The sequence below is a fragment of the Paenibacillus sp. FSL K6-3182 genome, assembly GCF_037976325.1.
Classification (GTDB): domain Bacteria; phylum Bacillota; class Bacilli; order Paenibacillales; family Paenibacillaceae; genus Pristimantibacillus.
The window spans coordinates 6148498-6174064 of sequence record NZ_CP150265.1 but is presented as its reverse complement, the minus strand read 5'-3'; the positions used below and the strand labels follow the sequence as shown (position 1 = coordinate 6174064).

31 protein-coding genes are annotated in these 25567 nt (G+C 45.8%); 26 read left to right on the top strand and 5 right to left on the bottom strand.

What is annotated here, in order from left to right; genetic code table 11:
- Positions 1 to 264 precede the first annotated feature (264 nt).
- The 20 genes from MHH56_RS27200 to MHH56_RS27105 all read left to right on the top strand — a co-directional run bounded on the left by MHH56_RS27200 (position 265) and on the right by MHH56_RS27105 (position 17664).
- Positions 265 to 1047, top strand: a complete 783-nt coding sequence (locus MHH56_RS27200; protein WP_076269082.1) for a formate/nitrite transporter family protein — start codon at positions 265 to 267, stop codon at positions 1045 to 1047.
- 2 nt (positions 1048 to 1049) lie between these two features.
- Positions 1050 to 1964: an L-lactate dehydrogenase gene (locus MHH56_RS27195; RefSeq protein ID WP_339204763.1), complete on the top strand. Its 915-nt coding sequence runs from the start codon at positions 1050 to 1052 to the stop codon at positions 1962 to 1964.
- Positions 1965 to 1989: 25 nt separating this feature from the next.
- Positions 1990 to 2523: a TQO small subunit DoxD gene (locus tag MHH56_RS27190; protein WP_339204762.1), complete on the top strand. Its 534-nt coding sequence runs from the start codon at positions 1990 to 1992 to the stop codon at positions 2521 to 2523.
- Positions 2524 to 2687: 164 nt separating this feature from the next.
- Positions 2688 to 3599: a LysR family transcriptional regulator gene (locus tag MHH56_RS27185; protein WP_339209741.1), complete on the top strand. Its 912-nt coding sequence runs from the start codon at positions 2688 to 2690 to the stop codon at positions 3597 to 3599.
- Between the two features lie 64 nt (positions 3600 to 3663).
- Positions 3664 to 3789 (top strand): hypothetical protein, encoded by a 126-nt coding sequence (locus tag MHH56_RS27180; protein WP_339204761.1) that lies wholly within the window; start codon positions 3664 to 3666, stop codon positions 3787 to 3789.
- 102 nt (positions 3790 to 3891) lie between these two features.
- Entirely contained in the window at positions 3892 to 4728 is an 837-nt protein-coding gene (locus MHH56_RS27175; protein ID WP_339204760.1) for a transporter substrate-binding domain-containing protein, read from the top strand.
- Positions 4729 to 4755: 27 nt separating this feature from the next.
- Entirely contained in the window at positions 4756 to 5544 is a 789-nt protein-coding gene (locus MHH56_RS27170) for an amino acid ABC transporter permease (RefSeq protein ID WP_076269078.1), read from the top strand.
- A complete protein-coding gene (locus tag MHH56_RS27165) occupies positions 5534 to 6244 on the top strand; it encodes an amino acid ABC transporter permease (protein ID WP_339204759.1) in 711 nt (236 codons plus the stop codon). The genes MHH56_RS27170 and MHH56_RS27165 overlap by 11 nt, the downstream gene beginning before the upstream one ends.
- Positions 6241 to 6993: an amino acid ABC transporter ATP-binding protein gene (locus MHH56_RS27160; protein ID WP_076269076.1), complete on the top strand. Its 753-nt coding sequence runs from the start codon at positions 6241 to 6243 to the stop codon at positions 6991 to 6993. Before MHH56_RS27165 ends, MHH56_RS27160 begins: the two co-directional genes overlap by 4 nt.
- A 21-nt stretch (positions 6994 to 7014) precedes the next feature.
- A complete protein-coding gene (locus MHH56_RS27155; RefSeq protein ID WP_076269075.1) occupies positions 7015 to 8025 on the top strand; it encodes an LLM class flavin-dependent oxidoreductase in 1011 nt (336 codons plus the stop codon).
- The gene (locus tag MHH56_RS27150; RefSeq protein WP_339204758.1) at positions 8022 to 9212 is read left to right on the top strand and encodes an amidohydrolase; all 1191 of its coding nucleotides are present in this window, start codon (positions 8022 to 8024) and stop codon (positions 9210 to 9212) included. Before MHH56_RS27155 ends, MHH56_RS27150 begins: the two co-directional genes overlap by 4 nt.
- Positions 9175 to 10332, top strand: a complete 1158-nt coding sequence (solA, locus tag MHH56_RS27145) for an N-methyl-L-tryptophan oxidase (RefSeq protein ID WP_339204757.1) — start codon at positions 9175 to 9177, stop codon at positions 10330 to 10332. The genes MHH56_RS27150 and solA overlap by 38 nt, the downstream gene beginning before the upstream one ends.
- Positions 10333 to 10369: 37 nt before the next feature.
- The gene (locus tag MHH56_RS27140) at positions 10370 to 10849 is read left to right on the top strand and encodes a DinB family protein (protein WP_076269073.1); all 480 of its coding nucleotides are present in this window, start codon (positions 10370 to 10372) and stop codon (positions 10847 to 10849) included.
- A 63-nt stretch (positions 10850 to 10912) separates the two neighbouring features.
- A complete protein-coding gene (locus MHH56_RS27135; protein ID WP_339204756.1) occupies positions 10913 to 11449 on the top strand; it encodes a GNAT family N-acetyltransferase in 537 nt (178 codons plus the stop codon).
- A gap of 63 nt (positions 11450 to 11512) precedes the next feature.
- Positions 11513 to 12841: an LLM class flavin-dependent oxidoreductase gene (locus tag MHH56_RS27130; protein WP_339204755.1), complete on the top strand. Its 1329-nt coding sequence runs from the start codon at positions 11513 to 11515 to the stop codon at positions 12839 to 12841.
- A gap of 122 nt (positions 12842 to 12963) precedes the next feature.
- Complete coding sequence (locus MHH56_RS27125) at positions 12964 to 13188, top strand: helix-turn-helix transcriptional regulator (protein ID WP_339204754.1); 225 nt, start codon at positions 12964 to 12966, stop codon at positions 13186 to 13188.
- A gap of 178 nt (positions 13189 to 13366) precedes the next feature.
- The gene (locus tag MHH56_RS27120) at positions 13367 to 15148 is read left to right on the top strand and encodes an AraC family transcriptional regulator (RefSeq protein WP_339204753.1); all 1782 of its coding nucleotides are present in this window, start codon (positions 13367 to 13369) and stop codon (positions 15146 to 15148) included.
- A gap of 226 nt (positions 15149 to 15374) precedes the next feature.
- Entirely contained in the window at positions 15375 to 16388 is a 1014-nt protein-coding gene (locus tag MHH56_RS27115; RefSeq protein WP_339204752.1) for an iron-siderophore ABC transporter substrate-binding protein, read from the top strand.
- Positions 16389 to 16425: 37 nt separating this feature from the next.
- A complete protein-coding gene (locus tag MHH56_RS27110; protein WP_339204751.1) occupies positions 16426 to 17187 on the top strand; it encodes an IucA/IucC family C-terminal-domain containing protein in 762 nt (253 codons plus the stop codon).
- 189 nt (positions 17188 to 17376) lie between these two features.
- Positions 17377 to 17664 (top strand): 4a-hydroxytetrahydrobiopterin dehydratase, encoded by a 288-nt coding sequence (locus tag MHH56_RS27105; RefSeq protein ID WP_339204750.1) that lies wholly within the window; start codon positions 17377 to 17379, stop codon positions 17662 to 17664.
- Positions 17665 to 17771: 107 nt separating this feature from the next.
- Here MHH56_RS27105 and MHH56_RS27100 read toward each other — a convergent pair whose 3' ends face one another.
- From MHH56_RS27100 to MHH56_RS27080, 5 genes are all read right to left on the bottom strand, one after another.
- The gene (locus tag MHH56_RS27100; protein WP_339204749.1) at positions 17772 to 18626 is read right to left on the bottom strand and encodes an SDR family oxidoreductase; all 855 of its coding nucleotides are present in this window, start codon (positions 18624 to 18626) and stop codon (positions 17772 to 17774) included.
- Positions 18623 to 19714 carry a mannonate dehydratase gene (uxuA, locus tag MHH56_RS27095; RefSeq protein WP_339204748.1) on the bottom strand — a complete coding sequence of 364 codons (1092 nt, stop codon included), beginning with the start codon at positions 19712 to 19714 and terminating at the stop codon, positions 18623 to 18625. Before uxuA ends, MHH56_RS27100 begins: the two co-directional genes overlap by 4 nt.
- 19 nt (positions 19715 to 19733) lie before the next feature.
- Entirely contained in the window at positions 19734 to 20411 is a 678-nt protein-coding gene (locus MHH56_RS27090) for a GntR family transcriptional regulator (RefSeq protein ID WP_339204747.1), read from the bottom strand.
- A 167-nt stretch (positions 20412 to 20578) separates the two neighbouring features.
- Positions 20579 to 20722 (bottom strand): hypothetical protein, encoded by a 144-nt coding sequence (locus MHH56_RS27085; protein WP_339204746.1) that lies wholly within the window; start codon positions 20720 to 20722, stop codon positions 20579 to 20581.
- 111 nt (positions 20723 to 20833) lie between these two features.
- Complete coding sequence (locus tag MHH56_RS27080) at positions 20834 to 21715, bottom strand: alpha/beta hydrolase (RefSeq protein ID WP_339204745.1); 882 nt, start codon at positions 21713 to 21715, stop codon at positions 20834 to 20836.
- Between the two features lie 234 nt (positions 21716 to 21949).
- Between MHH56_RS27080 and MHH56_RS27075 the strand changes: the two genes are divergently transcribed.
- From MHH56_RS27075 to rsbW, 6 genes are all read left to right on the top strand, one after another.
- Positions 21950 to 22114 carry a DUF1328 domain-containing protein gene (locus tag MHH56_RS27075; RefSeq protein ID WP_076269061.1) on the top strand — a complete coding sequence of 55 codons (165 nt, stop codon included), beginning with the start codon at positions 21950 to 21952 and terminating at the stop codon, positions 22112 to 22114.
- A 73-nt stretch (positions 22115 to 22187) separates the two neighbouring features.
- On the top strand, positions 22188 to 22586 hold the full coding sequence (locus MHH56_RS27070) for a general stress protein (RefSeq protein ID WP_339204744.1): 399 nt from the start codon (positions 22188 to 22190) through the stop codon (positions 22584 to 22586).
- 201 nt (positions 22587 to 22787) lie between these two features.
- Positions 22788 to 23924, top strand: a complete 1137-nt coding sequence (locus MHH56_RS27065; protein ID WP_339204743.1) for a fused response regulator/phosphatase — start codon at positions 22788 to 22790, stop codon at positions 23922 to 23924.
- 129 nt (positions 23925 to 24053) lie between these two features.
- Complete coding sequence (locus MHH56_RS27060; RefSeq protein ID WP_339204742.1) at positions 24054 to 24668, top strand: hypothetical protein; 615 nt, start codon at positions 24054 to 24056, stop codon at positions 24666 to 24668.
- 59 nt (positions 24669 to 24727) lie between these two features.
- Positions 24728 to 25078: an STAS domain-containing protein gene (locus tag MHH56_RS27055; RefSeq protein WP_339204741.1), complete on the top strand. Its 351-nt coding sequence runs from the start codon at positions 24728 to 24730 to the stop codon at positions 25076 to 25078.
- Positions 25075 to 25509 (top strand): anti-sigma B factor RsbW, encoded by a 435-nt coding sequence (gene rsbW, locus MHH56_RS27050; protein ID WP_339204740.1) that lies wholly within the window; start codon positions 25075 to 25077, stop codon positions 25507 to 25509. Before MHH56_RS27055 ends, rsbW begins: the two co-directional genes overlap by 4 nt.
- The last annotated feature ends 58 nt before the right edge of the window (positions 25510 to 25567 follow it).

The following is a 25567-nucleotide window of genomic DNA, read 5'->3' as shown; positions in this document are numbered from 1 at the left end:
TCATTTAAAGATGCCTGTATGTCCACTTTGTTTACCGCCATCCTCTCATTTGCCGATTACTTATTTCTATTATAAAAGAATGATCATGGAGGCCACATCGGGGAACCTCCCTATTTGCTAAGCAGCTTTCGCTTAGAAACCCTTAGCTATAGTTCAGGGAGTTCCCCGACATACAAATGGAAGAGAATCCCCTAAACTAAAGGTGTAGCAAACGAAAGCGAGCACAGCATAAACGATTAACACCACACATTAGGAGGATTTCATATGGAGCATGCTCCTTTGAGAAGGGTTGAACAGCTTGCTTTGAAGAAGCAAAAGGTGTTTCTGACAAGCAAGCTGAGATATATATTGCGAGCCATGTTAGCGAGTATGTTTATCGGATTTGGCGTAATCGTAGCGTTTAAGACAGGCAGCTTTTTCTATGAGTCACATAGTCCGCTAACCTATCCAATGGCGGCGATAACGTTTGGTGCAGCAATCATTCTAATCGCATATGGCGGAGGAGATCTTTTTACAGGAAACACCTTCTATTTCACCTTTGCAGCTCTTAGGGGCAAAATGCGCTGGCTAAACGTTGTAAAGCTATGGTGTGCAAGCTACGCAGGCAACTTTCTAGGTGCAGTCGCTTTCGCCCTTCTCATATGGGCAACTGGATTGTTCAGCGATGCATCCGTTAATGGATTTTTACTCAGTGTCGTAGAGAAGAAGCTTCACGCTCCGGTATGGGAATTGTTTTTCCGGGGTGTATTGTGTAACTGGCTGGTCTGCTTAGCATTTTTTGTTCCGATGTCACTGCGCGGAGATGGGCCAAAGTTGTTCGCTATGATGCTATTCGTATTCTGCTTCTTTATTTCAGGCTACGAGCACAGCATCGCTAATCTTTGCACCTTCGCCATTGCGCTTGTGCTGAATCATCCGGGAACAATTTCACTCGAAGGCATGATTCATAATCTTGTACCCGTTACACTTGGTAATTTAATTGGTGGCTCCGTCCTTATGGGCGTTATGTATTATTTCGTAAACAAACCATTTGAAGAGGTGGAATAACAATGAAAAAATCAAAAGTTGTCGTTATTGGTGTAGGAGCAGTAGGATCCACAACAGCCTATACGCTGCTGCTTCGCAGCCGGATGGATGAGCTAGTGTTAATAGATGCGAATGCAGGCAAAGCAGTTGGGGATGCGCTTGATATGAATCACGGGATGCCATTCCTTGGTCAGACTAAAGTATGGGCAGGCACTTATGAGGACTGTAAGGATGCGGATATCGTCATCATTACAGCTGGAGCAGCACAGAAGCCTGGGGAGCCAAGGCTGAATCTATTAAAGCGCAACATTGCCATCTATGAAAGCATCGTATCCGAAGTACTGAAATACAATGATGACGGCATTCTATTAATCGCGTCGAATCCGGTAGATATTATGAGTTACTTCTGCCAGAAAAAGTCGGGCTGGCCAACTCATCGTGTAATCGGTTCAGGCACATTGCTCGATAGTGCTCGTTTCCGCTACCTGATCGGCGAGCGATTGCAGCTTGACCCGCGCAGCGTACATGCCCATATTATTGGGGAGCATGGGGATTCCGAGCTTCCATTATGGAGCTTGGCAAACGTAGCTGGTTCGTCCATCTCGCTTAGCGAGGAAGAAAAGTCAGACATCTTTACGCATACGAGAGATGCTGCCTACGAAATCATAGAAGCGAAAGGTGCCACTTATTACGCTATTGCGTTAGCACTGGATCGCATTGTAACTGCGATACTGTCCAATGAGTCGGCTGTACTCAATGTATCCACGTTAGTTGAAAACTACCACGGCATATCGGATGTATACATGGGTGTTCCGTGTGTCGTTGATCGCAATGGAGTAAGAGAGGTGCTGGACATTCCGATTACAGAGGAAGAAAAAGCGCTGCTGCACCGTTCGGCGAACAAATTGAAGGAACTGATTAAAACGATCTCGGTTTAGACAAAAATAAGAGGAGCTGATCGTCATGGTAACCAAATGGCTAAGCGAAAACAAATATGCAGCGGGCTTAATGCTTGTGCTGCGGGTGTACTTGGGATGGCAATGGCTGAGCGCTGGATGGCATAAGCTTGGCGGATTTGATGCCAGCGGATTTTTAAAAGGAGCTATCGGCAACCCTGTAATGGATAAAGCGACAAACGAATTAGTTTATCCGACGTTTACTGCATTTCTAGAACATGTTGCTCTTCCGAATGCAGGCATCATTAACTTTCTCATTCCCGTTGGTGAATGCTTGGTAGGGCTTGGACTTATCGTTGGCGCACTTACGACAGCTGCAGCATTCTTCGGATTATTAATGAACTTCATGTTTATGTTTGCAGGTACGGTATCGACTAACCCTTGGATGCTGCTGATCGGAATTATCGTATTCATCGGTGGCACGAACGCAGGCAAATTCGGTATTGATTACTTTGCCCTTCCTTATCTGCGCAAACTATTTAAGAAATTCGGCAACCGCGGCGATAGCGGCTATGCTGACAACAAGACAATCCCTCGTTAGAGCGGAACGAATGTAAGGAATAAGGGTTGCTCCAAAAGTAGGTTTATCTGCTTTTGGGGCAACCTGTTTTTTTTGCTCGATTGACATGAACTCTTTAGTTTGTTACTTTAATTATATATATTCGTATTGGTTTAGTTGGATTTAAGTGAGTGGAGGTGTGTCAAATCAACATTGAGAATATAGAAGCATTTGTCTATGTCATCCATTGTGGTAGCTTTAATAAAGCAGCTGACGCGTTGTATTTGTCTCAGCCTTCTGTAACAGCAAGAATTAAGTCCCTTGAGCAGGAGCTCGACTGCAAGCTGTTCGATCGAAATGGCAAACAGATTCAAATAACGGAAGACGGTAAACGATTTCTCCCTTATGCCCAGCAGCTGCTGCTCATCTATCAGAAGGGCAAGCAGCATATTAATCAGAAGAAGTCTTTGCCGAACGAGTTCAGAGTTGGCTGTACCGTGTCTGTCTCCAATTATATTATTCCTGACTTATTACCTCGCTTAAAGAAGAAATTCCCACACACTCACTATAAAATCGTCACAAGCACCACGGATGAGATTGTGAATAAAGTGCTGAGCAAGGAAGTAGATATTGGCTTTGTTCGCAAGGTGAATCATCCTAACCTGCAGTCGACCAAGTTCTTTGAAGATCCAATACGGCTGCATGTGTATCATGGGCATCCGTTCTTAACAACGGATAAGCTGACGGTTGAGGCAATCGCTGAGCAGCCGCTCGTTTTTTTTGAATGCGGCTCATTGGATTGGCTTCGCATTCATCGTATATTCGAGAATTTGGAGCTGCCGCCCAACATTCAAATTCAGACGGATAATTCTGAGATGGCCAAAAAGCTTGTCATTCAGAAAGCTGGCATCGCGTTTCTTCCAGGCTTATGCGCCCAGCAGGAGCTGCAGGATGGGAAGCTTTATCCGATACGCGTCCCGGAGACGGAGGGGATTTTTTTACAGACGAACCTCATTTCGCATCATGGAGAGCATCTGGAATTTGTACATGCCATTACCGAAATAGGCAAGCAATTAGCTGAGGCGGAGCTAAGCTTATCAGCAAATATAAATCTGTAATACAAAAACTCTATTATTCGAAAAGCGATGGGTATGGTACATTCATAATTACAGTTAAGCCGATATGAATAGTGCACTTAATCGCATTCGTCCGCTGCTCCTACTGAAGCAGCGGACGTTTTTTGTTGATAAAAGTATCATTGGATTATTCAATTTTCTTATAGAAGATCTCTATAAGCTAGAGGATTGACGAAGCTGGCAGTCCGGTGGTAAAGTGAATTCAACATAATCCTTACTTAACAGGTAGGAATTATAAGGATTTAAACATTTGATGATTTGGGGGAAAAAGAAAATGAAAAAACGTTTCGTTTTATCGATTGTACTCGTCCTTGCCCTTACCGTTGCTGGCTGCGGAAGCAATAAAAACAACACCGGCGGCAGTGCGGAAACAGGAAGCGGAGAGGCTTCCAAATCCGTAACTAAAATTGTTGTTGGCACAGGAACACAATTCCCTAAAGTTTGCTTTATAGATGAGAATGGTAAGCTTACTGGTTTCGATGTAGAGCTTGTAAGAGAAATTGATAAACGTCTTCCAGATTATGAATTTGACATTCAAACGCTTGAATTTACGAACCTGCTGTTAAGCTTGGAAACGAAAAAAATTGACATGATTGCACATGAGATGGAGCAAAATCCGGAACGCGTACAAAAGTACCTCTTTAATAAAGAGCCTTATGCGCACTGGAGAAATAAGATCATTGTAGACAAAGACAATAATTCAGTTCAAACGTTGGCTGATCTAAAAGGTAAAAAAGTGCTAACAACGGCAACAAGCGCAGCGGCAACGATTCTTGAGAATTACAATAAGGAAAACGGAAACGCGCTTGAGCTTGTGTATCAAAATGGCGGTGCAAACGACAACGTATCGCAAGTAACCTCGGGCCGAGTGGATGCCTTCCTCGCTGCTGACTTTACTTTATCGTTAGTTGATCCGAAGAAAGAGCTTAAAGCAGTAGGACCGGCACTGAGCGAAGCAGACATCTTGTTCATGTTCCGCAAGGACGATCCGGAGCAGCAAAAGCTTTCTGATGCTGTTGATGTGGTAATCAAAGAACTGAAAGCAGACGGTACGCTGGCTAAGCTTAGCTCAGAATGGCTGGGCGATGATTTTACATCCCAAGAAAAATAAACCCAATTGAAAGGTGAGATGGCTAAGGTGGGAGAACCTTTTGATATCAGCTATGTGTTCGAGTATCTAATAAAGCTGCTGCCTACCTTGAAAGTCACTCTTCTTATTGTGGTGAGTTCCATCGTACTTGGGGTTGGCGTCGGATTTATTGTCGCCTTTCCCCAGCTTTATAAGATTCCGGTTCTAAGACGGTTTTCGCAGGTGTATTTATCTTTTTTTAGAGGGACGCCTATACTCATTCAGCTATTTCTGTTTTATTACGGCTTGCCTGAAGTTTTGAAGCTTTTTCATTTGGATGTAGCTAAAGTGCCGGCATTATATTTTGTCATTCTTACTTATGCGCTGCACAGCGGAGCCTATATAGCGGAGATGATTCGCGCGGCTGTCGGGGCAGTGGATCGGGGCCAGGTTGAAGCAGCTTACGCGGTAGGAATGACGGGTTTCCAAGCTTTTACCCGAATTGTACTACCTCAAGCCGTTTCGATTGCATTGCCGGTATTCTCTAATCTTGTCATTGCAAATTTGAAGGATACATCACTCGCCTTTTCATTAGGTATTATGGAATTAACAGGAAAATCACAGACACTGGCTGTTATGTCCAGGCATTTCCTTGAAACGTATGTTTCGCTAGCGATTATCTACTTTATTTTGAGCTTTGGGCTTGAGAAGCTGTTCCATTTGATCGAACGCAGGTTATTGAAGCATGAGCGCCGCATCGCGGTAGAAGACAAAGAACCACTTATCAAAAAAGATAAATCAAGGCGGTTTGCAGCCGGAATAGGCTTTGGCAGAGGAGGAAGGGAAAATGAAGCTTGATTTCGCATTCATATGGACGGCGTTTGTTCAGCTTTTGAGCGCGGTGCCAACGGCTTTGGCGATTACGTTCGTTTCTGTTTTTTGCGGCTTTCTCATTGGGACATCTGTAGCTGTCATTAGACTTTATAAGATTCCAGTCCTTTATCCTATCGCCGTTTCCTATGTTACCGTCATCCGCGGAACTCCTATGCTAACGCATTTATTGCTTATTTATTTCGGTTTGCCGATTATCGTTGATGGTATAGCTGAGGCGTTAGGCTTATCGTTCCGTTCGGTCTCGATTCCCATGATAGGGTTCGCTTATATTTCTTTCTCGATTACGGCTGGCGCATACATGTCTGAGGTTGTCAGATCGGGACTGCTTGCGGTTAACCGCGGACAAATGGAAGCAGCGTATTCAATCGGAATGACGACCCCGCAAGCGATGCGCAGAATTATTTTGCCCCAAGCCTTTGCTGCCAGCTTGCCTAACTTATCGAACTCGGTAATTGGCATGCTGCACGGATCAACGCTGGCTTTTACAGTGTCCGTCGTTGACATTAATGCTAAAGCGCAAATCGTTGCTTCAACAAACTGGAAGTTTTTTGAGGCTTACCTTGCCGCAGCTCTTATTTTTTGGGGATTAACCTTTTTCATCGAGCGACTGACCGCGTTAGCCGAGAAGCGCTTTAACCTGTACAACAGAGGCGGTGTCTCATGATTAAGCTGACGCAAATTAGGAAGAGCTTTGGACGCAATGAAGTGCTCAAAGGAATCGATCTTACAGTCAAAAAAGGCGAGGTCGTTGCGATACTCGGGCCAAGCGGCTCCGGGAAAACAACGCTGCTGCGCTGCATCAATTATTTAGAGAAGCCTAGCGACGGTCAAATTTCGATTGGTGATTTCACCGTTAATTGCAAGCGTCCCGATAAAAAAGGAATCCATACGCTTCGGCAAAAAAGCGCAATGGTTTTCCAGCAATATAATTTATTTAAGCATAAGACGGCAATTGAAAATGTAATGGAAGGTCTACTCATCGTTAAGAAGCTTCCGAAGGAAGAGGCGCGGCAAAAAAGCGAGGAGCTGCTTGAAAAGGTTGGTCTTGGCAATAAGCTGCATGCCTATCCGAGCGAGCTGTCTGGCGGACAACAGCAGCGTGTAGGCATCGCTCGTGCGCTGGCGCTGAATCCAGAAGTTATTTTGTTCGATGAGCCAACTTCGGCGCTTGATCCAGAGCTGGTTGGCGAGGTGCTTAGCGTAATTCGCAAAATCGCAAAAGAAGGCATCACGATGATTATTGTGACCCATGAAATGAGCTTTGCGCAGGATGTTGCCAGCCATGTTGTCTTTATGGATGGCGGAGCGATCGTTGAAGAGGGCAGGCCTAACGATATTTTCACCAATCCAAAAGAAGAACGAACCAAACAATTTTTGAAACGGATCACACCTGAGGGTGTCTATTCCATCTAACACATAGAGGAGCGAATCAATATGTCACTCAAAATTGGCATTCTGGATCAAAGTATAATTTTTCCCGGTCAAACTGCTGCTGAAGCTTTGGCGAATACCGTGAGGCTGGCGCAATTGGCAGAAACGCTTGGTTTCGAGCGCTTCTGGGTATCCGAGCATCATGATTCTCCCGGGATGGCGGGGTCCTCGCCAGAGGTGCTTATTGCTTATTTGCTGGCTCAAACATCATCCATTCGCATTGGTTCAGGCGGCGTAATGCTCCAGCATTACAGCCCTTATAAAGTAGCAGAAAATTTTAATGTGCTTGCTTCACTCGCGCCAGGAAGAGTTGAACTTGGCATCGGGCGAGCACCAGGCGGATTGCCGCGTTCTACGAAAGCTTTGCAGAAGGGCGTAGCGGAAGCCGATACTTTAGCTGAGAAGCTGACAGAGCTGGAGCAGCTGCTCCATGATAAGACTGGCGAAGAGCATCCGCTGGCTGGGCTTGTTGCAAGTCCGCTGCCGAAGCAGCCTGCTGACATTTTTTTGCTTGGCACAAGCTTATCAAGCGCGGAGCTGGCTGCGGAGAAGGGTTATCCGTATGCTTTTGCATTATTCATTAATAACGATCCAGATACGGCTCAAAAGGCGATAAATACGTATCGGAATAAATTTAATCGATCCTTTGGCGGAGAGCCTAAAGCGATTCTAGCGTTGTCAGTAATAGCGTCCGATTCGGAAGAAGAAGCGAATGAGCTGGCAGGTCATTTTAAAAATGTGAGAGTTACACTGGCAAGCGGAAAAACAGTAAACGTTGGCACGCTGGAACAAGCGAAGGAATTTGCTAGGCAGGCGGGAGAGACGTTTACAGCGGAGGAACGGGATGCCGATATTACTCGGGGCACCAAGGAGACGGTTCGCAAACGACTGCTTGAAATTGGGGAGCAGTATGGTGTGGATGAATTTATTTTTACGACGATTATTCCTGATTTCGCCAAGCGTGTACGATCCTTCGAGCTGCTTAAGGAAGCCTTTGAAGGAGAATTGGTATGAGCGATTTCTCAGCCCAATTCATAGAGGAGAAGTTGATAGCCATTCGAAGGCAGCTGCATCAGCATCCTGAGCTTTCTCATGAGGAGTTCGAGACGACGGCTTCCATACGGGGCTGGTTAACGGAGGCGGGCATTCGAGTTGTTGATTATGGACTTCAAACCGGTGTCATTGCAGAGATTGGAGGATTGCATGGCGGTCCAATTGTCGCGGTTCGTGCGGATATAGACGCACTGCCGATACAGGAGGAGACGGGACTTGCATTTGCTTCAAAAATTCCGGGTAAAATGCATGCCTGCGGACATGATTTTCACACGGCGTCGATTATAGGAACTGCTCTTTTGCTCAAGGCACGGGAGCAGGAGCTGCAAGGAACGGTGCGCTTGTTGTTCCAGCCTGCGGAAGAAAAAGCAAAAGGTGCTCAGAAGCTTATTGCAAGCGGAGCTTTGGAAGGCGTGAGCGCGGTGTTCGGCATGCATAACAAGCCGGATCTCCCAGTTGGAACGATTGGAATTACAGGTGGGCCAATCATGGCGGCAGCTGATGGTTTTGTCGTTGAAGTGGAAGGCCGCGGCAGTCATGCCGCAGTACCTGAAGCGGGTCTTGATCCGATCGTAACCGCGGCGCATATGATTACGGCGCTGCAATCGATCGTAAGCCGCAGCGTAAGTGCGCTGGACAGTGCGGTTGTTAGTGTGACAAGGCTTCATGCGGGAACCGCTTGGAATATTATTTCGGACAAAGCGGTATTTGACGGTACGCTGCGTACGTTTGAAGAGCATGTCCGTACGACAGTGCGCGAGCGCTTTGATCAGGTCGTAAATGGTGTAGCATCGGCGTTTGCAACGAGTGCGAAAGTGAAGTGGCTGGAAGGGCCGCCGGCAGTTGTCAATGATCAGAAGTGGGCCGATCAAGCTTCGATAACAGCGAATGCTCTTGGCCTTGCAGTGGTGAAGCCGACGCCTTCTCCGGCAGGCGAGGATTTTGCGTTTTATTTGAAGGAGTCCGAAGGGGTGTTTGTGTTTTTTGGCACAGCCGGCTCACAGGAATGGCATCATCCAGCCTTTGATTTAGATGAAAAAGCATTGCCGATTGCTGCTTCTTTTTTTGCTTCCCTTGCTGTGGATGCTCTGCGCAAGCTGGCGGGCGAGAATGCGCCGGGAGGACGACAACATTCCGAAATCATATGATGTGATCATCGTTGGGGCAGGCTCCATGGGGATGAGCGCAGGTTATGAGCTTGCAGCCCGCGGAGCAAGGACACTGCTCATTGATGCTTTTTATCCGCCGCATAATATGGGAAGCCATCACGGCGAGCCGCGTCTAATCCGGCATGCCTATCATGGCGGCGATACTTATGTAAAGATGGCGCTTCGTGCTGATGAGAGGTGGCTGGCACTCGAGAAAGCAACGGGGGAAAAGCTGCTGGAGCGATCGGGCGTACTGAATATGGCAGAAACGAGCTTTTATAATTATGAAGGCAGATTAGGCGATGCTATGGCCAATGGCGTTCAAGTGGAGCTGCTGCGTGCGGAAGAAATTAATCGGCGTTTTCCAGGTGTTCAATTAGCTGACTCCTTCCAAGGGATGTACGAACCGAATGCGGGTTACTTATACAGTGAAAAATGTGTTGCAGCTTATAAGCAGCAAGCTTTAGCAGCCGGAGCAGAGCTTCTGATAAACAGCTTCGTTACAGATATTCAGGCGAGTGCTTCAAGCGTCGCCGTTCATACGAAAGAAGCTGCTTATACCGCACAGCAAATCATTATTACCGCCGGCGCATGGTTTGGCATGCTCGCGAATCATGTTAAGCTTCCCATTCGTGCAGTTCGCAAGGTAGTTGGGTGGTTTGAAACGCGTTCACCCGCTTTTGATGCAGGCGTATTTCCCGGTTTCACTTGGGGAGGCGCGATGGGAGGCTACTACGGCTTTCCGAGCATTGGCGGCGCAGGAATTAAAATTGGCAGACACGATACAGGCGTGGAATGGCAGCCAGGTGAGCCGATTGCTCCATTTGGTGCTTATCCGGAAGATGAAGAGGATCTTCGCCGCGCGCTTGCCGCTTTTGTTCCGGATGCGGCCGGCAAGCTTTTGCGGGGTGCAGTATGCAAATACGAGTTTACGCCTGATGAGGATTTCATTATTGATGCTCATCCTGAGCATCATAATGTGCTGCTTGCTGGCGGTTTTTCCGGTCATGGCTTTAAATTTGCGAGCGTGGTAGGCGAGATTTTGGCTGACAAAATACAAAAAAAGAATACAGGCTATGATCTGAGATTATTTGAGCTTGATCGTTTTAGCAAGGCATAACGCAATTTACTTTTGTTATTCACGAGGAGGATTTTAAATGAGCGAACCCATTGTCGATATTCATGCATTTGTGAACGTATATGATCAAATTGAGCAGGAATTGGAAGGGCTGTCGGATCACCAGCTGAAATGGAAGGCGGCCCCTGAGTCATGGAGTGTGACCGAGGTGCTCGCTCATCTCGTTGATCACAGCATTATCGTATCCTTTCGCATTCGTGAAATCTTGTCTGGCTCCGAGACAAGGCTGCCTTCCTTTAAACAGGATGCTTGGGTGTCTGGCCAAAGGGCAAATGAAGGCGATGTTAAAGATATTTTGCTTGCTGCACGTTCACTTGTTCAATATAACAGCCTGTTGTTTAATCGTTTGACTGAGGAAGAATGGAGCAAGACCGGCATTAACTTTAAAGGTGAGCCCGTATCAATAGCTGTGATCGTACCGGCATTTGTGAAGCACGTGCAAGGTCACTTAGGTCAAATTCGTCGAATCAAGCAGGGAGAGCTGGACTCTCGCAATTAGATTAATGCCATTTTAAAAGATATAGCCATTGTGATCATATAAAGGGAGAGCAGGTGAAGAAGCATGTCTGATACAGCTGTCATTATTCGTAATGCTGAGCTTGAGGATCTAGATGCTACACGGGAAGTGCTTATTGATGCTTATGGCCAATATGAGCAAGTGCTGCCTGAAGCGGCATGGAATCAATATAAAGAAAGCATACTGGAATCTGTTGAAGGAGCAGCAACGAAGGCGCGTTTAGTCGCGGTGCTGGGCGGGAAGATCGTTGGAAGTGTGTTCTTGTTTGATTCCTCTGAAGCGGCCTATGGACGGCCGGAGCTTCAAATTCATTCACCGATTATTCGCCTGCTCGCTGTATCACAGGCAGCACGCGGCTTCGGCGTAGCGACGGAGCTTATCCGTGCCAGTGCAAAGCTTGCAAAGGAATGGGGAGCGGAGACGCTGCATCTTCATACTTCAGACATGATGGATTCAGCTGTAAGGCTGTACGAGCGCCTCGGCTTCGAGCGCGCATTCGATAAGGATTTAATGAACGGGGAAACGCTCGTTAAGAGCTATCGGCTTCAATTAAAGGAAGCATCGTTATTGCAGGTAACTTAGCAGGACGGCTGCTTTTGCTGTCAGAAGATCAATCATACTATGTTTATTAGGAGGCTGTTTATTATGGCGAACCACAAGCAACTTAAGTTTGGCGCATTGATTCATGGTGTGGGAGGCAATATCTCGGCATGGCGGCATCCGGAAGTGCCGGCTGATGCGAGCGTGAACTTTAAATTTTATACGGAGCAGGCACAGACTGCTGAAGCGGGTAAGTTTGATCTTGTATTTATCGCTGACGGTCTATATATAAATGAAAAATCGATTCCACATTTTTTAAACCGCTTTGAGCCGATTACGATTTTGTCCGCGCTGGCAGCTGTTACGTCTAAAATTGGATTGGTTGGCACGTTATCGAGCTCATATAGTGAGCCGTTTACGGTTGCAAGACAATTTGGCTCTTTAGATCATATTAGCGGCGGTCGTGCTGGATGGAATGTCGTTACATCTCCGCTTGAGGGCTCGGCAAGCAATTTCAGCAAAACGGATCATCCGACACATGATGAGCGCTACAAAATTGCCGAAGAGTATTTGGAAGTGACACGCGGCTTGTGGGATTCTTGGGAGGACGATGCTTTCGTCAGAGACAAAGAGTCAGGTGTGTTTTTTGATCCGTCTAAGCTGCACCGTCTAGATCATAAAGGCGAGTATTTCTCCGTTCAAGGTCCGCTTAATATTGCTCGCTCGAAGCAAGGGCATCCGGTTATTTTTCAAGCAGGCTCTTCTGAGAGCGGCAAGAAGCTGGCTGGCAAAGCAGCAGATGCGGTATTCACAGGCCATGACAATATCGAAGATGCCAAAGCATTTTATAAAGACGTGAAGGATCGTACGGTGGCTGAAGGCCGTTCGGTGGATGATATCGTAATTCTTCCTGGCATTGGTCCGATTATTGGACGCACGGAAGAGGAAGCTGAGCGCAAGTACCAAGAGCTGGCAGAGTTAGTGACGATCGAGAATGCATTGAACTATTTAGGGCGTTTCTTCGAGCATCATGACTTCTCTCAATATCCGCTTGATGAGCAGTTCCCAGAGCTTGGTGACCTCGGTCAAAACAGCTTCCGCAGCGGCACGGACAAAATTAAAAAAGTAGCGAAAGAGAAAAATCTTACGCTGCGCCAGGTTGCGCTTCAATCCGCGACTCCGCGTCCGCAATTCATCGGTACACCTGAGAAAATTGCTGATTTGATTCAAGAGTGGCATGAAGAGGGAGCAGCAGACGGCTTCATTATTCATTCTTCGATTCCAAGCGGCTTGAATGATTTTGTTGAGCTTGTAGTTCCTATTCTCCAAGAGCGCGGCATTTATCGCACTGATTATGAATCGGATACGCTGCGCGGCAATCTCGGCTTACAGATTCCGGCGAATCGCTATACCAAAGAGAAAGTGAACAGCTAATTAATTTTAAAATGAATAGTCCTTCCTTTCATATTGTGATAATGACAAGTCTTGAGGGGGTATAGAGAGGGTTGCTTGGGTAGACTTGTATTGTGCGTTCCGTTAAATGGAGGTGCAATACGATGAAATACGAATTGGGCGATTGCCTGTTGGAGCAGCGATTAAGCGAACGCGGGTTATCACAGGCGCAGCTTGCAGATGCACTGATGGTGAGACCCGAGAGGATCGGCGACTATATCGACAACAAACGAATCATGCCACTCAAGATAGCGATATCGATAGCTGCAACGATTAAATGTGATGTACCCGAACTCTATGAGTTGCGGACATCCAACGAAGTAGAATAATGATTCAAAGAAAAATAGCCCTGTAGGTCTTCTACGACCTGCCGGGCTATTTACGTTATATAATAACTGCTGGATGAAGAATGGTCTGAATGATTGGGTTGATCTCAAATTCTGATGTTCATGATATAATTCACACATATTGTACGGAGGCGACAAACTTAGGAGCTGACATCATATTATGAATATGGAAAATCACCTTATACTGTGGAACCTTGTTTCGCTGAAAATATTGGATGTGCAGCGAGCCGAGCTTACGATTGGCGACAATTTACACTCCTCTCAGCTTACGTCGAGTACTCTATTATACGCGATAAATGGCCGTGCTCGGCTCCTTCTGGACGGGGCTGGGCATCAATTGGAGAGTGGGTATGTATGCCACGCCGGCAAAGGCGCAGTTGTTACAATTTGTGATATCACCGACCATTTAGAATATTATATGATTCAGTATAAAGCTACTCTTCCGCTGCCATGCAGCCAAGATTTACTTCAATTGCTGGCTAGCACGGAACCATTTGAAATCCAATATGGTTTTGCGGCGAGTCCTGCTGCTCCGCTGCTCCAGTCCTTGTCCCGTATGGAGCAGGAGTGGAACCAGCCGGGAGCGATGGCGAAGCTGCAGGTAAAATCATTATTTTATCAGTTTATTTGCGAGCTGATGGGGCAACTGCAGCACAGGCGGATGGAGCAAGCTTCTCCGGATGCGGTACTTGAGGCTGTTAGATATATGAATGCACACTATGCCGAACCGATTACAGCAGACACACTTGCAGCATTATTAAATTGCAGTTCTCGGACGTTGCAGCGGATGTTCAATAAGCGGCTGTCTCTTGGACCGATTGACTACCTGATGCAAATCCGTATAGACAAGGCCAAGGAGCTGCTGTCTCGTACGAATATAGGGCTTAAAAATATTGCTGAAGCAGTCGGTTATGAGGACAGCTATTATTTCAGCCGTTTATTTAAGCGTTATACGGGTGTTTCTCCAAGCATGTACCGAGAAACGATGCATCATCTCAAAGTTGATGATTCGGAGAATGATAAGTTATTCGCACCTAAGCTGGAATTGGAAAGCGGCGAAGAGAAGGCGGCATCAGATCCCCTGGATGCGGCTATACGCCGCTCACAGCGGACGATTGTTCATCTCAAAGGCGAGCTGCTGCTCCAGCGGCAGCCACAGAAAATTGCTGTGCTGGACCCGCAGTTTATGGACCATATGCTGGCTCTAGGTGAGCTGCCGGCGGGCAGCGTCATCGTAACCGGAGATCATATCAGCGTTCCAGAGTATCTAATAGACAAGCAGCGTTCGGTTAAGGCCTTGGGAACGATGGCTGAACCCGATCTGGAAGCTCTGCGTGCTTTAGAGCCTGATTTGATCATCTGCACGGAGTTCCACCAAAACATTTATAGAAGCCTCACCCATATTGCGCCGACCATCATGCTAGAGCGAAATCGCGATTGGAGAGAAACCTTGCGAACCATCGGGCGAATTATGGGCAAAAAGCTTGAGGCAGAGCAGGTCTTACAGCAGTATAGGCACAAAATCAGCGGGCTAAAATCGGCACTGGCAAACAAGCTGCATGGACAGTCAGTCATGATGATTCGTCCGCGGGATAATATCATTAGGCTGCACACAAGTGCTCATCGTACGGCAGCCATTCTATACAGCGATCTGGGGCTTCAACCGCCGAAGCTAGCGGTTGACCGCAAAAGGACCAGCTCTTTAATAGCTTTGGAAGGGCTGCCGGAGCTGGATGCTGACCATTATTTCGTATTGACCGACAACAAATATAAAGCTTGGTCGGAAGAGCTTCAGACCACTGCGACATGGAAAAATTTGCGTGCCGTGCAGCAGCAGCATGTTTACCACGCTAAATCGAGCATTTGGATTGCCTATTACGGCCCTATCGCGATGAACCAGGTGGTCGATCAAGTGGCGGAGGTTTTCTTAAACGCCAAATAATTTGATATAACGGAAATAGCGAAGCATGACTAGCGCTTCGATTTCCATTTCTTATATAAACACGGTTGCATCCGAATCTACGTATTCGAGCAACGGTGTTTTTTTGTCGCCACAATCCATGGGCAGTGGCGCAAATATCCATTGAAGATAACAGAGAGAGTCGTTATAGTGTTGTAAGTGAAGATGATTGTCATTCTCAACAAGAAAAAGGGGAGAGATTATACATATGTATTCAAAAATCAAATGGATTTGGACCATTAGCCTGTTAGTAAGTTTGGTTATGATTCTGGGCGCATGCTCAGACAGTTCAAACAAAGGCAGCAGCAACGCTGGGGGAGGTACGACGAATCAACCTCAAGCCCAAAATGGAGAGTCCGCAAAAGGCGGCTCCGTAACAGAACCGGCCTTTGCAGCACCAGTCACGATCAAACATTTGAAGGGCGAATTAACTCTCGAGAGCGTACCTAAGAAAATTGTCGTGTTGGATGTCCAGTACGCGGATCAAATGCTGGCGCTGGGCTTTCAGCCGGCGGGCAGCGTAATAGCCGAAACCGACAACGGACTTCCTCCCTATCTGGGCGATAAGATGGGCAATATCCCGTTACTTGGGACGTATGTAGAACCGAATTTGGAAGGAATCATTGCGATTGAGCCGGATCTCATCATTGCAACAGAATTCCATGATGATATTTACGAAGATTTACTTAAAATCGCACCGACGATTACACTAGAGCGCAATGAGGATTGGCGGACCGTACTTTTGAAATTTGGGCAAATCTTGAATAAGCCGCAAGAGGCGCAGGCGCTGGTTGATGGTTACAAGCAAAAGATAAGCGATCTAAAAGCAGCATTGGCAGATAAAATGAAGGGACAAACGGTTGCTTTGATTAGGCCTAGAGATGAAATGATTCGTCTCCAAACGACATCCCATCGAACTTCACAGATTTTGTACGACGATCTAGGTCTGACTCCACCTAAAATGGCAGTTAACAGCAAGGATTCAAGCATGATGATTTCTCTTGAAGTTATCCCAGAGCTGGCTGCCGATCATTTATTTCTACTTCAGGATGAAACGAATTTGGAGCTAACGACTGAATTTCAAAACACATCGATCTGGAAAAGCATGAGTGCGGTTAAGGAAAATCGGGTATATGAGGAAAACACAGCGCAGTGGATTGGTTATTATGGACCGATTGCCATCAATTTGATTGTTGATCAGATCGCGGAGGCGCTCAATTAAAACCTTTTTGAACGAAAATGCCAGAGGGGGATTGTGTATGAACAAGCAGTCGCAGCTCGCGCAGAATGAGAGGGATTATTTGAGCCAACATTTTGGCTTGTGTGAATATGATGGAACCCGCTCAGTCGGATCGGTGAGCGCTTTGGATTTGCTCGACATGGAGATGTGCTCCGACTATTTGGACAGGCTGACCGTCATTCTACACTCCCCATCGAGGATGGTCACAGCATCGCAGTTTTTTAAAAGGTACGCCTTCTTAACTACAGCACCGCTGCTGTACGCCATGACAGTTTACAACAAGGGACTGAATTTATCTGCACGTAATTGTATTCTTGGATCGTCACCGGGCCACTCTTGGCTGGAGCATGTCAGTCTTGCCGATAGTGATGCTGCAATGCCTGAAGCCAGCGAGCGGCATGTTTGGCGCAATACAGTTATGCAAGCTCTTTTTGCTGAGAACTTAGGAAAATTAGTTGCGGTCATGTCTAGAGCAGCGAACGTGCCAAAACCGATATTATGGGAAAATGTTGCGGTTCGTATATTCTCGCTCTACGAGAAACGAATTGGATTAACGGGTGAACAGCAAGAGCAATCCCGAGCCCGAGCAGACTTTCAGTATTTGATTCATCAGGCTCCTGGTGCTTTATTTGGGGAAAAACAAAATCCGCTAAGCCGCTTTTATATCGAACCGACCTGCTCATCTGTTTCTAATACACCTATGCGGGTTCGCAAAACCTGCTGCTTCTACTATGAGGTCACAAGCGACAAAGAATACTGCTCCAACTGCCCGAAGCTGTAGTGTTAAGGGGCACAAGTATCGTTCATCCAATAAACAGCATAAGCCTTAAAAAAATAACGCTGTCCAGCTCCCTGGGCGGCGTTTTTCTTGTGGCGAAACTTGTTCAATCCTTTTTCTTGCTATAACATTATGAAATAAGATAGGCCTTACACAGGAGTAAGGCCATAATGAAACGAAGGTGGGGAATGTATGAAGCTAACGGAGCCCGAAATCGAAAAAAGCTTGGCGGCATGTGAAGGCTGGAAGCGGGAGGATGGTAAATGGATGATCAAAAAATATCGCTTTAAATCTTTTCCAAGTGCTATCGCTTTCGTAAACGAGGTAGCGCAAGCATCCGAGCGTCTGAACCATCATCCATTCATAGCTATCGATTATAAAATGGTAACGCTCCGAATAACGACATGGCATGATGGCGGCCTTACGGAGCTGGATTTTACAGCAGCAGCAGCTTTTGACCTTGCTTATGCCAGCGCTTGAATATACCCTTGATTAAGCTGGATTTTTTAAGCAAATGTATGGAAAAAGGTTAGCAGGCTGCCCCAGACGATAAGTCTATTAGGCAGCCTGCTCTTTTTTATGAAAAACTAAACACCTGAATACGCTAAAAAACCGCCATCCACTGGAATCGTTGTACCAGTGACAAAACCTGCCGTTGTCTCGTCAGCGAGCCATAATAGAGTGCCCAGCAAATCTTCGGGTTTGCCGAAACGGCGCATTGGAGTATGGGAAATAATTTTGCCCGAGCGTTCGGTTAAATGACCATCCTCGTCCAATAGCAGCTTTCTGTTTTGCTCAGTCAGGAAAAACCCGGGAGCAATAGCGTTAACTCGAATGCCGGATTCAGCTAGATGAACGGCCAGCCACTGTGTGAAATTGACGATAGCTGCTTTAGCTGCACTATAGGCAGGTACTTTGGTCATCGGCGATGGAGCGCTCATCGATGAAATATTTATGATCGTTGCGCCCTGACGGCCAAGCATTTGTTCTGTAAAGATTTGCGTTGGAATAAGTGTGCCGATAAAGTTGAGATCCATGACGCTGCGGAATCCTTCAATGCTCAAATTAAACAGCGTCGTTATATTTTCTACGTGAAGATGCTCTGGCTTAAAGGTCTCGTTCGTCGTATTCGCGCTAGGATGATTGCCGCCTGCACCATTAATTAATATATCGCATGGACCAAGCTTATCGAGCACAGCGGCTGCTGCTGCATTCGTGCTTTCAGCGTTGGTGACGTCACATGCGACAGCGATGGCGATCCCGCCGGCAGCCTGTATCTCTTCAGCTACGGCAATCCCTTTCTCAGCGGTGCGATTGAGAATAGCGATTTTGGCACCTTGTCTAGCAAGCTCAAGCGCCATGACTCGGCAAAGTACGCCAGCACCGCCAGTGATGACAGCGACCTTGCCTTCAAATGACTCATGCTTAGGCAGCTGTGTCATGATTTGCCCTCCAAACCTGCAGTCGAAGCGGCTGCAAGCTGATACGCGTCCCAAAGCCCCCATAAATACATAATGCCGAGTGCACGATCGTATAGGCCATATCCCGGTCTGCACTGCTCATCAAAAATATGACGCCCATGATCAGGCCTTGCATATCCTGTGTAGCCCACCTCGTGATAAGCTCTCACAATGCCGGCGATATCAACCGTCCCATCTTCTGTACGGTGAGACGTCTCGATAAAATCTCCGTTCTCATACACGCGGACGTTGCGGATATGGGCAAATGGGATACGATCTGCAAACTCATGAATCATAGAAATAATATCATTGCTAGGATTTGCACCGAGCGAGCCGCTGCAAAGCGTAATTCCGTTAAACGGACTATCATAAAGCTTAAGGAAAGTTCTGAAGTTTTCCTGTCCTGTCATAATACGCGGCAATCCGAACACAGACCATGGAGGATCATCCGGATGAATGGCCATTCGAATGCCGTTGCGTGCTGCTACAGGTATAATTTCATTTAAGAAGTAACGAAGATTTTCCCATAGATGCTCTTCGGTCACACCTTGATAAGCCTCAAACAGCTTGGTCAAATGCTGAAGCCGCTCAGGTTCCCAACCCGGCATAGTGAGCGCTGAGTTTGCGTTAATCTCTTCAACAAATTGGAATGGATCGGCATCAGCTATTCGGCTATTCTCATAAAATAAAGCGGTTGCACCATTGCCCATCGGCTTGTGCAAATCGGTGCGCAGCCAATCGAAGATGGGCATGAAGTTATAGCAAATAACTTTAACGCCAACGCTGCCGAGCTTCTCAATTGTTTTCTTATAATTTTCTATGTATAATTCACGCGACGGCAAACCAAGCTTAATGTCCTCGTGCACGTTAACGCTTTCAACGACATCGATATGCAAACCGTATTGCTCTGCTTGCTGCTTTACCTCCAAAATTCGCTCCAGCGGCCATTCCTCTCCTGCCGCAACATCATGAAGCGACCAGACGATACCGTCTGTACCGGGAATTTGTTTAATATAGCTAAGGGGAACCGTATCGTTGCCTTCTCCGAACCATCTAAAAGTCATTTTCATGCGTATCAATCCTCCCGTTTTATTTGTAGTAATGAGGATACTTTTCCTTAAGCACGGCCTGATCGGATATGTTCTGAGTAAGATGCTCCGTCATGAGCCGTTCAGCAGTATCCGCATCATGAGCCTCTACAGCTTCTGCCATCATGCGATGCTGCGAATAAAGATTTTCCCAGTGGAGATCATCCACCAGACGCAGCATACGGCTTCGATTGAGATGCCCATTCATTTGCTGCATATTCGACCAGGTGTTGCTCTTGCTGCAGCCTTCAAATAAGATGCGATGAAAAGCCTCGTCAAGCGAAAACATACTTTGGTTATCTTTGTTGTGAATGCTTTCCTGCTGAAGGTGAAGGTTGTTCTGAAGCTTGAGAAGGTAGAGTGCAGGAAAATGGCTGCACGCTAACCGAATGACAGCCCTCTCTAGATGCTCTCGCATAAATCTTGCTTCCTCTACGAGTGCAGTGTCGATTAATGAAACGAGTGTTCCCCGCTGTGGAAGCACTTGAACAAGACCCTCTTGTGCGAGTCTAAGGAAGCTTTCCCTAACGGGAGTACGGCTGACATTGAACAAAATGGAAGTCTCATTCTCTGAAAGAGCTGTTCCAGGCGGCAGTTCCAGCTTCAAAATCTGTTCTCTTAGCTGCATATAAACGGAGTCTCTAGTGGATAGGGGCTGTTGACGTACATGGTAATCCATCGGCTCATTCCTTTCATCTTCACACTACCATACTACCATACAAGTATACAAGTGCGTAAGCGTAAATTTAAAATGCCAGAAGGGCTGCCCCAAAAGTATATAATCTACTTCTGAGACAGCCCTTCAATATGGTTCCATACGTTTATTTTGCGCTAATCGGCATTACTTCAAGTTGTTTCATTACCGCTAATAGGACAAGCAGGGAATTTTTCTCCCTTTTGGAGCTTATCTTTCTTGCCTGACTCTGAAATGTAGTTCCCAGCATGCTTAACAATTTCTCCCGTTCGATAAGAAGTATTCGTACTACTCATAGTAACTAGCACCTCCAGTTATTTTGTAGCAGGTAGATAGGGGGTTACCTGCTTATTCTTATTTACCCCACTTAGCATAATATGAAACATTTTGTAGTGAAAAAAGATAGATTAGCTGCTTGCGGCATTTTCAGTTTTTGCTTCAGTTCTCGTTTTCTCACGCTCTAATAGCGTTTTCAAATACGTCGACATCACTCTCGCTAGCTGATCGGATACTTCCATAAGACTCATATGTCCGACATTTTCAAAAGTAGTCTCCAGAATATGAGGGTATTTGAACGTCGTTTCTGGTTGATCCAGACTCGTAACCGTGAACGTATCATTAGGTTTAATGACACCATCCTCAGCGCCTGCTACTAGCAAAATAGGGTATTTGGCTTCAGCCAGCACATGGCTGCGGTCGGGACGCATCTTCATCCCCTCTAATGTAGCAATAGCAGCGTGTACCTCCATCTCCTGACCTACTCCAATTAGCTGATTGACCTCGTCGCGCATTTCTCCGACTTTATCATCGGTAAATAGATTAGGAATGATGCTGTACAAGTATTTTGAAATGCCTTTTTCGTGAATCGCTTCAATATCTGTATCACGTTTCTCCTTTGTTACCTCGGAGTCGGGAAGCACAGTCGAATGGATAAGGGCAAAACCTGCGAGCTTGTCCGGATATTTCTCTGCAAAGGCGGCTGTTACATAACCGCCCAAGGAATGACCGAACATAACAACCTTCTCAATTGCAAGTGCTTCCAAAAGTGCTGCAATATCCTCGGCCATAGTCTCCATTGTATATGGGCCCTCAGGAGCAGATGAACCGCCGTGACCGCGGAGATCAGGGATGATGACGCGATATTGATCACCTAATACAGGACAGATTTTTTGCCAGTATTGAGATGAGCCGCAAAAGCCGTGGAGCAATACAATGACGTCTCCTTTACTACTGCCACATTCTTCATAGACTAAATCGATGCCATTAACGTGTATACGCTGCTTTTCCATCGATCATCACCAGCCTTTTCTATTATCGATTTGTTTTGGTGTAGTCTCTTAACCTATTCCAGAGCTTCTGAAACATTTGAAAAAACGGATTATTTATTTCTTCATTAATAGCCCTATTTACAATTCGGAAGTCTGAGAATGGGTTGTTTCAAAGGTCACTAGGCTGGTTAATAACATGACAAGTTAACAAATTACCCAATTAACAAAAAAAGCTTCAAAGGAAGGATGATTCCGATGTTAGGATGGGCATTATTATTTTTCATTTTTGCCATTGTCGCAGGCATTTTCGGATTTCTAGGCATTGCCTCCGCATTAGCCGGGATAGCAAAAATATTATTCGTCGTATTCGTTATTCTCTTTATTGTTTCTCTCATCGTTGGTAGAAGACGAGTCAGTTAACTTCATCTAACAATGTAGAACAACACTAATCTAAACAAAACGATTCCAAACAAAAACGGAGGAGGAATTTATTATGAATCAACTATCCAATACGAAGGTACACACGGTAAACAACGCTGTCGAGGTGCAAGAGCAGGTTTATAAATTTCAAACGGAAGGTTATGCGAAGGACAAAATTTTTGTACTGACGCATGACAAGGACCGGACAAATCGTATTGCTGACAACACGGACGCTGAGAAAATCGGCATTTCCGAGGAAGGTCTAGGATCGGCGATCGCAAACATTTTCCGCTCGACCGGAGATGAGCTGCGGGCGAAGATGAGATCACTTGGTATTTCGGAGCAAGAGTCACAGCGTCTTGAGCGCGAGATGGATCAGGATAAAATCTTGGTCATCGCATGGGGCGGTAAAGAATATACAGGTGAAGAATTTGACCCTGCTGTATACTACTACCCTCAATACATGGGCTAACAACAGACTCCACAACTACCAAGAATTCAATCAGGGCCTATCCGCGAGGGTAGGCCCTTTATTAGAAAGCTAAGTTTCAATTTTATAAGTAAGCTTATAAGTTAATATGCAGCTTGGTAATTTTACTTATAAAAATTTGACTCTACTACCGCTTACGCTCAGAATATAAGTAGTAGTTATTGGAGCTAAAGGAGCCTGCATATGAGTATTATAATTGTAGATGATAATGCTACTAACCAGATTATTATTAAAGCTATTTTAAATAAAGAAGGATATAAAAATTTGAAAATCGCGTCCTCGGCAAAAGAGCTTTATACGATGCTGGACATTGATTGTACGCTATCGACTGAATCAAACGTAGATTTGATTTTGATGGATATGATGATGCCGGAGATTGATGGCTTAGAAGCTTGCAAACGAATATTGCAGGTGGAGCGCTATAAGGATGTTCCGATAATTTTTGTTACTGCGCTTGGCGATTCCAGCAAGATGGCGGAAGCGCTTGATGCCGGTGCCAGTGATTACGTGATGAAGCCGATCAACAAGATGGAGCTGCTCGCTAGGATTCGATCTGCTTTAAGGCTCAAACGAGAAATTGATTGGCACAAAGAAAGAGACAGGCAGATTAAAGCAAAGCTGGAGTTAGCCAAGAAGGTGCAAAGAAATGTATTAAGCCAGCCGATCAACGATGATCATGTGGCGATAAGCGCTGTATATCAGCCTTCTTCGGAGCTTGCGGGCGATTTTTACGCATGGTACCCGATTGATGAGAATCGTTACGGCGTTATTTTGCTGGATATGATGGGACATGGCATTTCTTCTTCACTGGTTTGCATGTATATCTCCTCGGTTCTTAAGGATACAATTACGCATATTACCGATCCAAGTCTTGTTATGCGCGAGCTGAATCGGTATATGAACCAGCTGTATAAAAAGGAAGAACTGCTAAATTATTATTTTACCGCCATTTATTTAGTGCTGGATACGAATAAGCGGGTCATTGAATATGTAAATGCTGGGCATCCTCCGGGAAAAGTGCTAATTGGCGACGAGACAACCTTGTTGACTGCAGGCTGCTGTGCGATTGGGTTGTTTGAAAATATCGACATCCAAAAGGGCAGCATCTCTTACGAGGATCATATGAAGATCGTTCTTTATACGGATGGATTAAGTGAATCTCTTGGAGATAAAGAAGAGGATAAGCTTAATATGCTTGTCGAACAGCTAATAAAAAAAGATGCGAGTGAGCATGCGGAAATGGTCAGTGCGTTTTTATCGGAGCATGCGAGTGTCAGCCAGAAGGATGATATATGCTTAGTCATGATTGAAACCAAATAAATTTGCGGCTTGGAGATATCATTATATTTTAAAAATAAATGTTTAACCTGTTTCAAAGCAATCCGAACGGTTTATATGTAAGTATAAGCAAAAGGAAGCTCGACAATCCCGCATAGGAGGGAGATAATTATGAGGACGTTTATTCTTATTGGTTGTTTAATCGGAGGTATATTCGCATACACGGGAGATATTGGACAGGTCACCGCAACGTATTCGCCAGTGACTGCTTCAAGCCCAGTGAAGGCGATAAAGGCTGAGGAAGCAACTCAAGAAATTGTAATCGCTTCTGCATCTCCCTCTACTGTAACCGAAGTTACCTATGCAGCAGAATCAACACTGGTTGTGAAGGCAAAAAAACCAAAATTTACGCTTCAAACGGTTAACGGCATCACGCTTTATGATGATCCAAGCCTTGTGATTCAGAAACTGGGTAAACCAAAAAGCAAAACGGCTGACCCGGATTTAACCGATCTGATCACCTATGAATACCCGAATATGAATGTCATCTTTAGCAGTGAGTTCATACAATCTGTTGAAATGGCGGAGAATACCAAAACGCTGCTGATTGATGGAAGTGAAGTTGCAGCGACAGTAGATGCTGTAAAGGATGCGTTAGGGGAACCCGATTATGTGACGGAGGACGGTATCGTATTCGAGCGAGATGAAGCCTTATTAAAGCTTTTCATTGATGCGGATACGCAGAAGCTGACGTCCATTCATTACTTCCACAGCTTCTCTATGTAATAAATCGCTTGTACAGCTTGTACAAGGAGAAGGATCTTGATACTATTTATTAAACAAAAGTGAGCGGAGTGAATGGAATGAAAGCTGAGCAATTTCAAGTCAAGCAAGAAGAGACACAAAATCAAATTATTCTTCATGTAAGCGGAGAGTTGGACTTATCTGTAGTGCCGCAGCTGCGGGCAGCTCTGGAGCCGGTTATGAACCGCGAAGATAAAGCATTGATTCTAAATCTTAAACATTTAAAATATATCGACAGTACCGGAATCGGCATTATCGTTTCGGTGCTAAAACTTCGTGATGAGCTAAAAGCACCGTTTTTCGTGCGGGATATTCCTTCCGCGGTTAAGCGTCTGTTTGACATCACAGGCATTTCAAGATATTTAATAGAAGGGACAGAGGCCCAAGCATGAATGCCATTCGTTTACAAATACCGGCCCATGCGGACTATATCGATCTGGTCAGAATCTGTCTATTCGGAATTGCCTCAAAGATGAGTTATGCATATGAAGAAATGGAAGATATGAAGGTGGCTGTTTCTGAAGCCTGCAACAACGCAGTTATTCATGGCGTTCAGAACTCCGAGCAAGAGGTTATCGACGTTTCCTTTGAACCAACTGAAACCGGATTAACGATCAAAGTAAAGAACAGTGGATCAGCTTTCCCTTTATCGGATGCACTCGATAAAGCAGCGCCTCTCCCTGACGCCGACGTTAGCGGGCTTCGGGTTGGAGGCCTGGGCATTTATTTAATGCAGGCGCTGATGGACGAGGTAGAGGTCCATCCATTGGAGAATGGAACGGAAGTTGTCCTAACCAAATATTTGGATGCAGCAGAGGATTAGTGTGATTAAGGTTACAAAAACATAAAAAAAGCGGTGCAGGAATATTTCCTGCACCGCT

Coding starts and splice junctions, on each gene's coding strand:
- MHH56_RS27200 (WP_076269082.1), top strand. CDS start 265: ATGGAGCATGCTCCTTTGAGAAGGGTTGAACAGCTTGCTTTGAAGAAG.
- MHH56_RS27195 (WP_339204763.1), top strand. CDS start 1,050: ATGAAAAAATCAAAAGTTGTCGTTATTGGTGTAGGAGCAGTAGGATCC.
- MHH56_RS27190 (WP_339204762.1), top strand. CDS start 1,990: ATGGTAACCAAATGGCTAAGCGAAAACAAATATGCAGCGGGCTTAATG.
- MHH56_RS27180 (WP_339204761.1), top strand. CDS start 3,664: ATGAATAGTGCACTTAATCGCATTCGTCCGCTGCTCCTACTGAAGCAG.
- MHH56_RS27175 (WP_339204760.1), top strand. CDS start 3,892: ATGAAAAAACGTTTCGTTTTATCGATTGTACTCGTCCTTGCCCTTACC.
- MHH56_RS27165 (WP_339204759.1), top strand. CDS start 5,534: ATGAAGCTTGATTTCGCATTCATATGGACGGCGTTTGTTCAGCTTTTG.
- MHH56_RS27160 (WP_076269076.1), top strand. CDS start 6,241: ATGATTAAGCTGACGCAAATTAGGAAGAGCTTTGGACGCAATGAAGTG.
- MHH56_RS27155 (WP_076269075.1), top strand. CDS start 7,015: ATGTCACTCAAAATTGGCATTCTGGATCAAAGTATAATTTTTCCCGGT.
- MHH56_RS27150 (WP_339204758.1), top strand. CDS start 8,022: ATGAGCGATTTCTCAGCCCAATTCATAGAGGAGAAGTTGATAGCCATT.
- solA (WP_339204757.1), top strand. CDS start 9,175: ATGCGCCGGGAGGACGACAACATTCCGAAATCATATGATGTGATCATC.
- MHH56_RS27140 (WP_076269073.1), top strand. CDS start 10,370: ATGAGCGAACCCATTGTCGATATTCATGCATTTGTGAACGTATATGAT.
- MHH56_RS27135 (WP_339204756.1), top strand. CDS start 10,913: ATGTCTGATACAGCTGTCATTATTCGTAATGCTGAGCTTGAGGATCTA.
- MHH56_RS27130 (WP_339204755.1), top strand. CDS start 11,513: ATGGCGAACCACAAGCAACTTAAGTTTGGCGCATTGATTCATGGTGTG.
- MHH56_RS27125 (WP_339204754.1), top strand. CDS start 12,964: ATGAAATACGAATTGGGCGATTGCCTGTTGGAGCAGCGATTAAGCGAA.
- MHH56_RS27120 (WP_339204753.1), top strand. CDS start 13,367: ATGAATATGGAAAATCACCTTATACTGTGGAACCTTGTTTCGCTGAAA.
- MHH56_RS27115 (WP_339204752.1), top strand. CDS start 15,375: ATGTATTCAAAAATCAAATGGATTTGGACCATTAGCCTGTTAGTAAGT.
- MHH56_RS27110 (WP_339204751.1), top strand. CDS start 16,426: ATGAACAAGCAGTCGCAGCTCGCGCAGAATGAGAGGGATTATTTGAGC.
- MHH56_RS27105 (WP_339204750.1), top strand. CDS start 17,377: ATGAAGCTAACGGAGCCCGAAATCGAAAAAAGCTTGGCGGCATGTGAA.
- MHH56_RS27100 (WP_339204749.1), bottom strand. CDS start 18,626: ATGACACAGCTGCCTAAGCATGAGTCATTTGAAGGCAAGGTCGCTGTC.
- uxuA (WP_339204748.1), bottom strand. CDS start 19,714: ATGAAAATGACTTTTAGATGGTTCGGAGAAGGCAACGATACGGTTCCC.
- MHH56_RS27090 (WP_339204747.1), bottom strand. CDS start 20,411: ATGGATTACCATGTACGTCAACAGCCCCTATCCACTAGAGACTCCGTT.
- MHH56_RS27085 (WP_339204746.1), bottom strand. CDS start 20,722: ATGAGTAGTACGAATACTTCTTATCGAACGGGAGAAATTGTTAAGCAT.
- MHH56_RS27080 (WP_339204745.1), bottom strand. CDS start 21,715: ATGGAAAAGCAGCGTATACACGTTAATGGCATCGATTTAGTCTATGAA.
- MHH56_RS27075 (WP_076269061.1), top strand. CDS start 21,950: ATGTTAGGATGGGCATTATTATTTTTCATTTTTGCCATTGTCGCAGGC.
- MHH56_RS27070 (WP_339204744.1), top strand. CDS start 22,188: ATGAATCAACTATCCAATACGAAGGTACACACGGTAAACAACGCTGTC.
- MHH56_RS27065 (WP_339204743.1), top strand. CDS start 22,788: ATGAGTATTATAATTGTAGATGATAATGCTACTAACCAGATTATTATT.
- MHH56_RS27060 (WP_339204742.1), top strand. CDS start 24,054: ATGAGGACGTTTATTCTTATTGGTTGTTTAATCGGAGGTATATTCGCA.
- rsbW (WP_339204740.1), top strand. CDS start 25,075: ATGAATGCCATTCGTTTACAAATACCGGCCCATGCGGACTATATCGAT.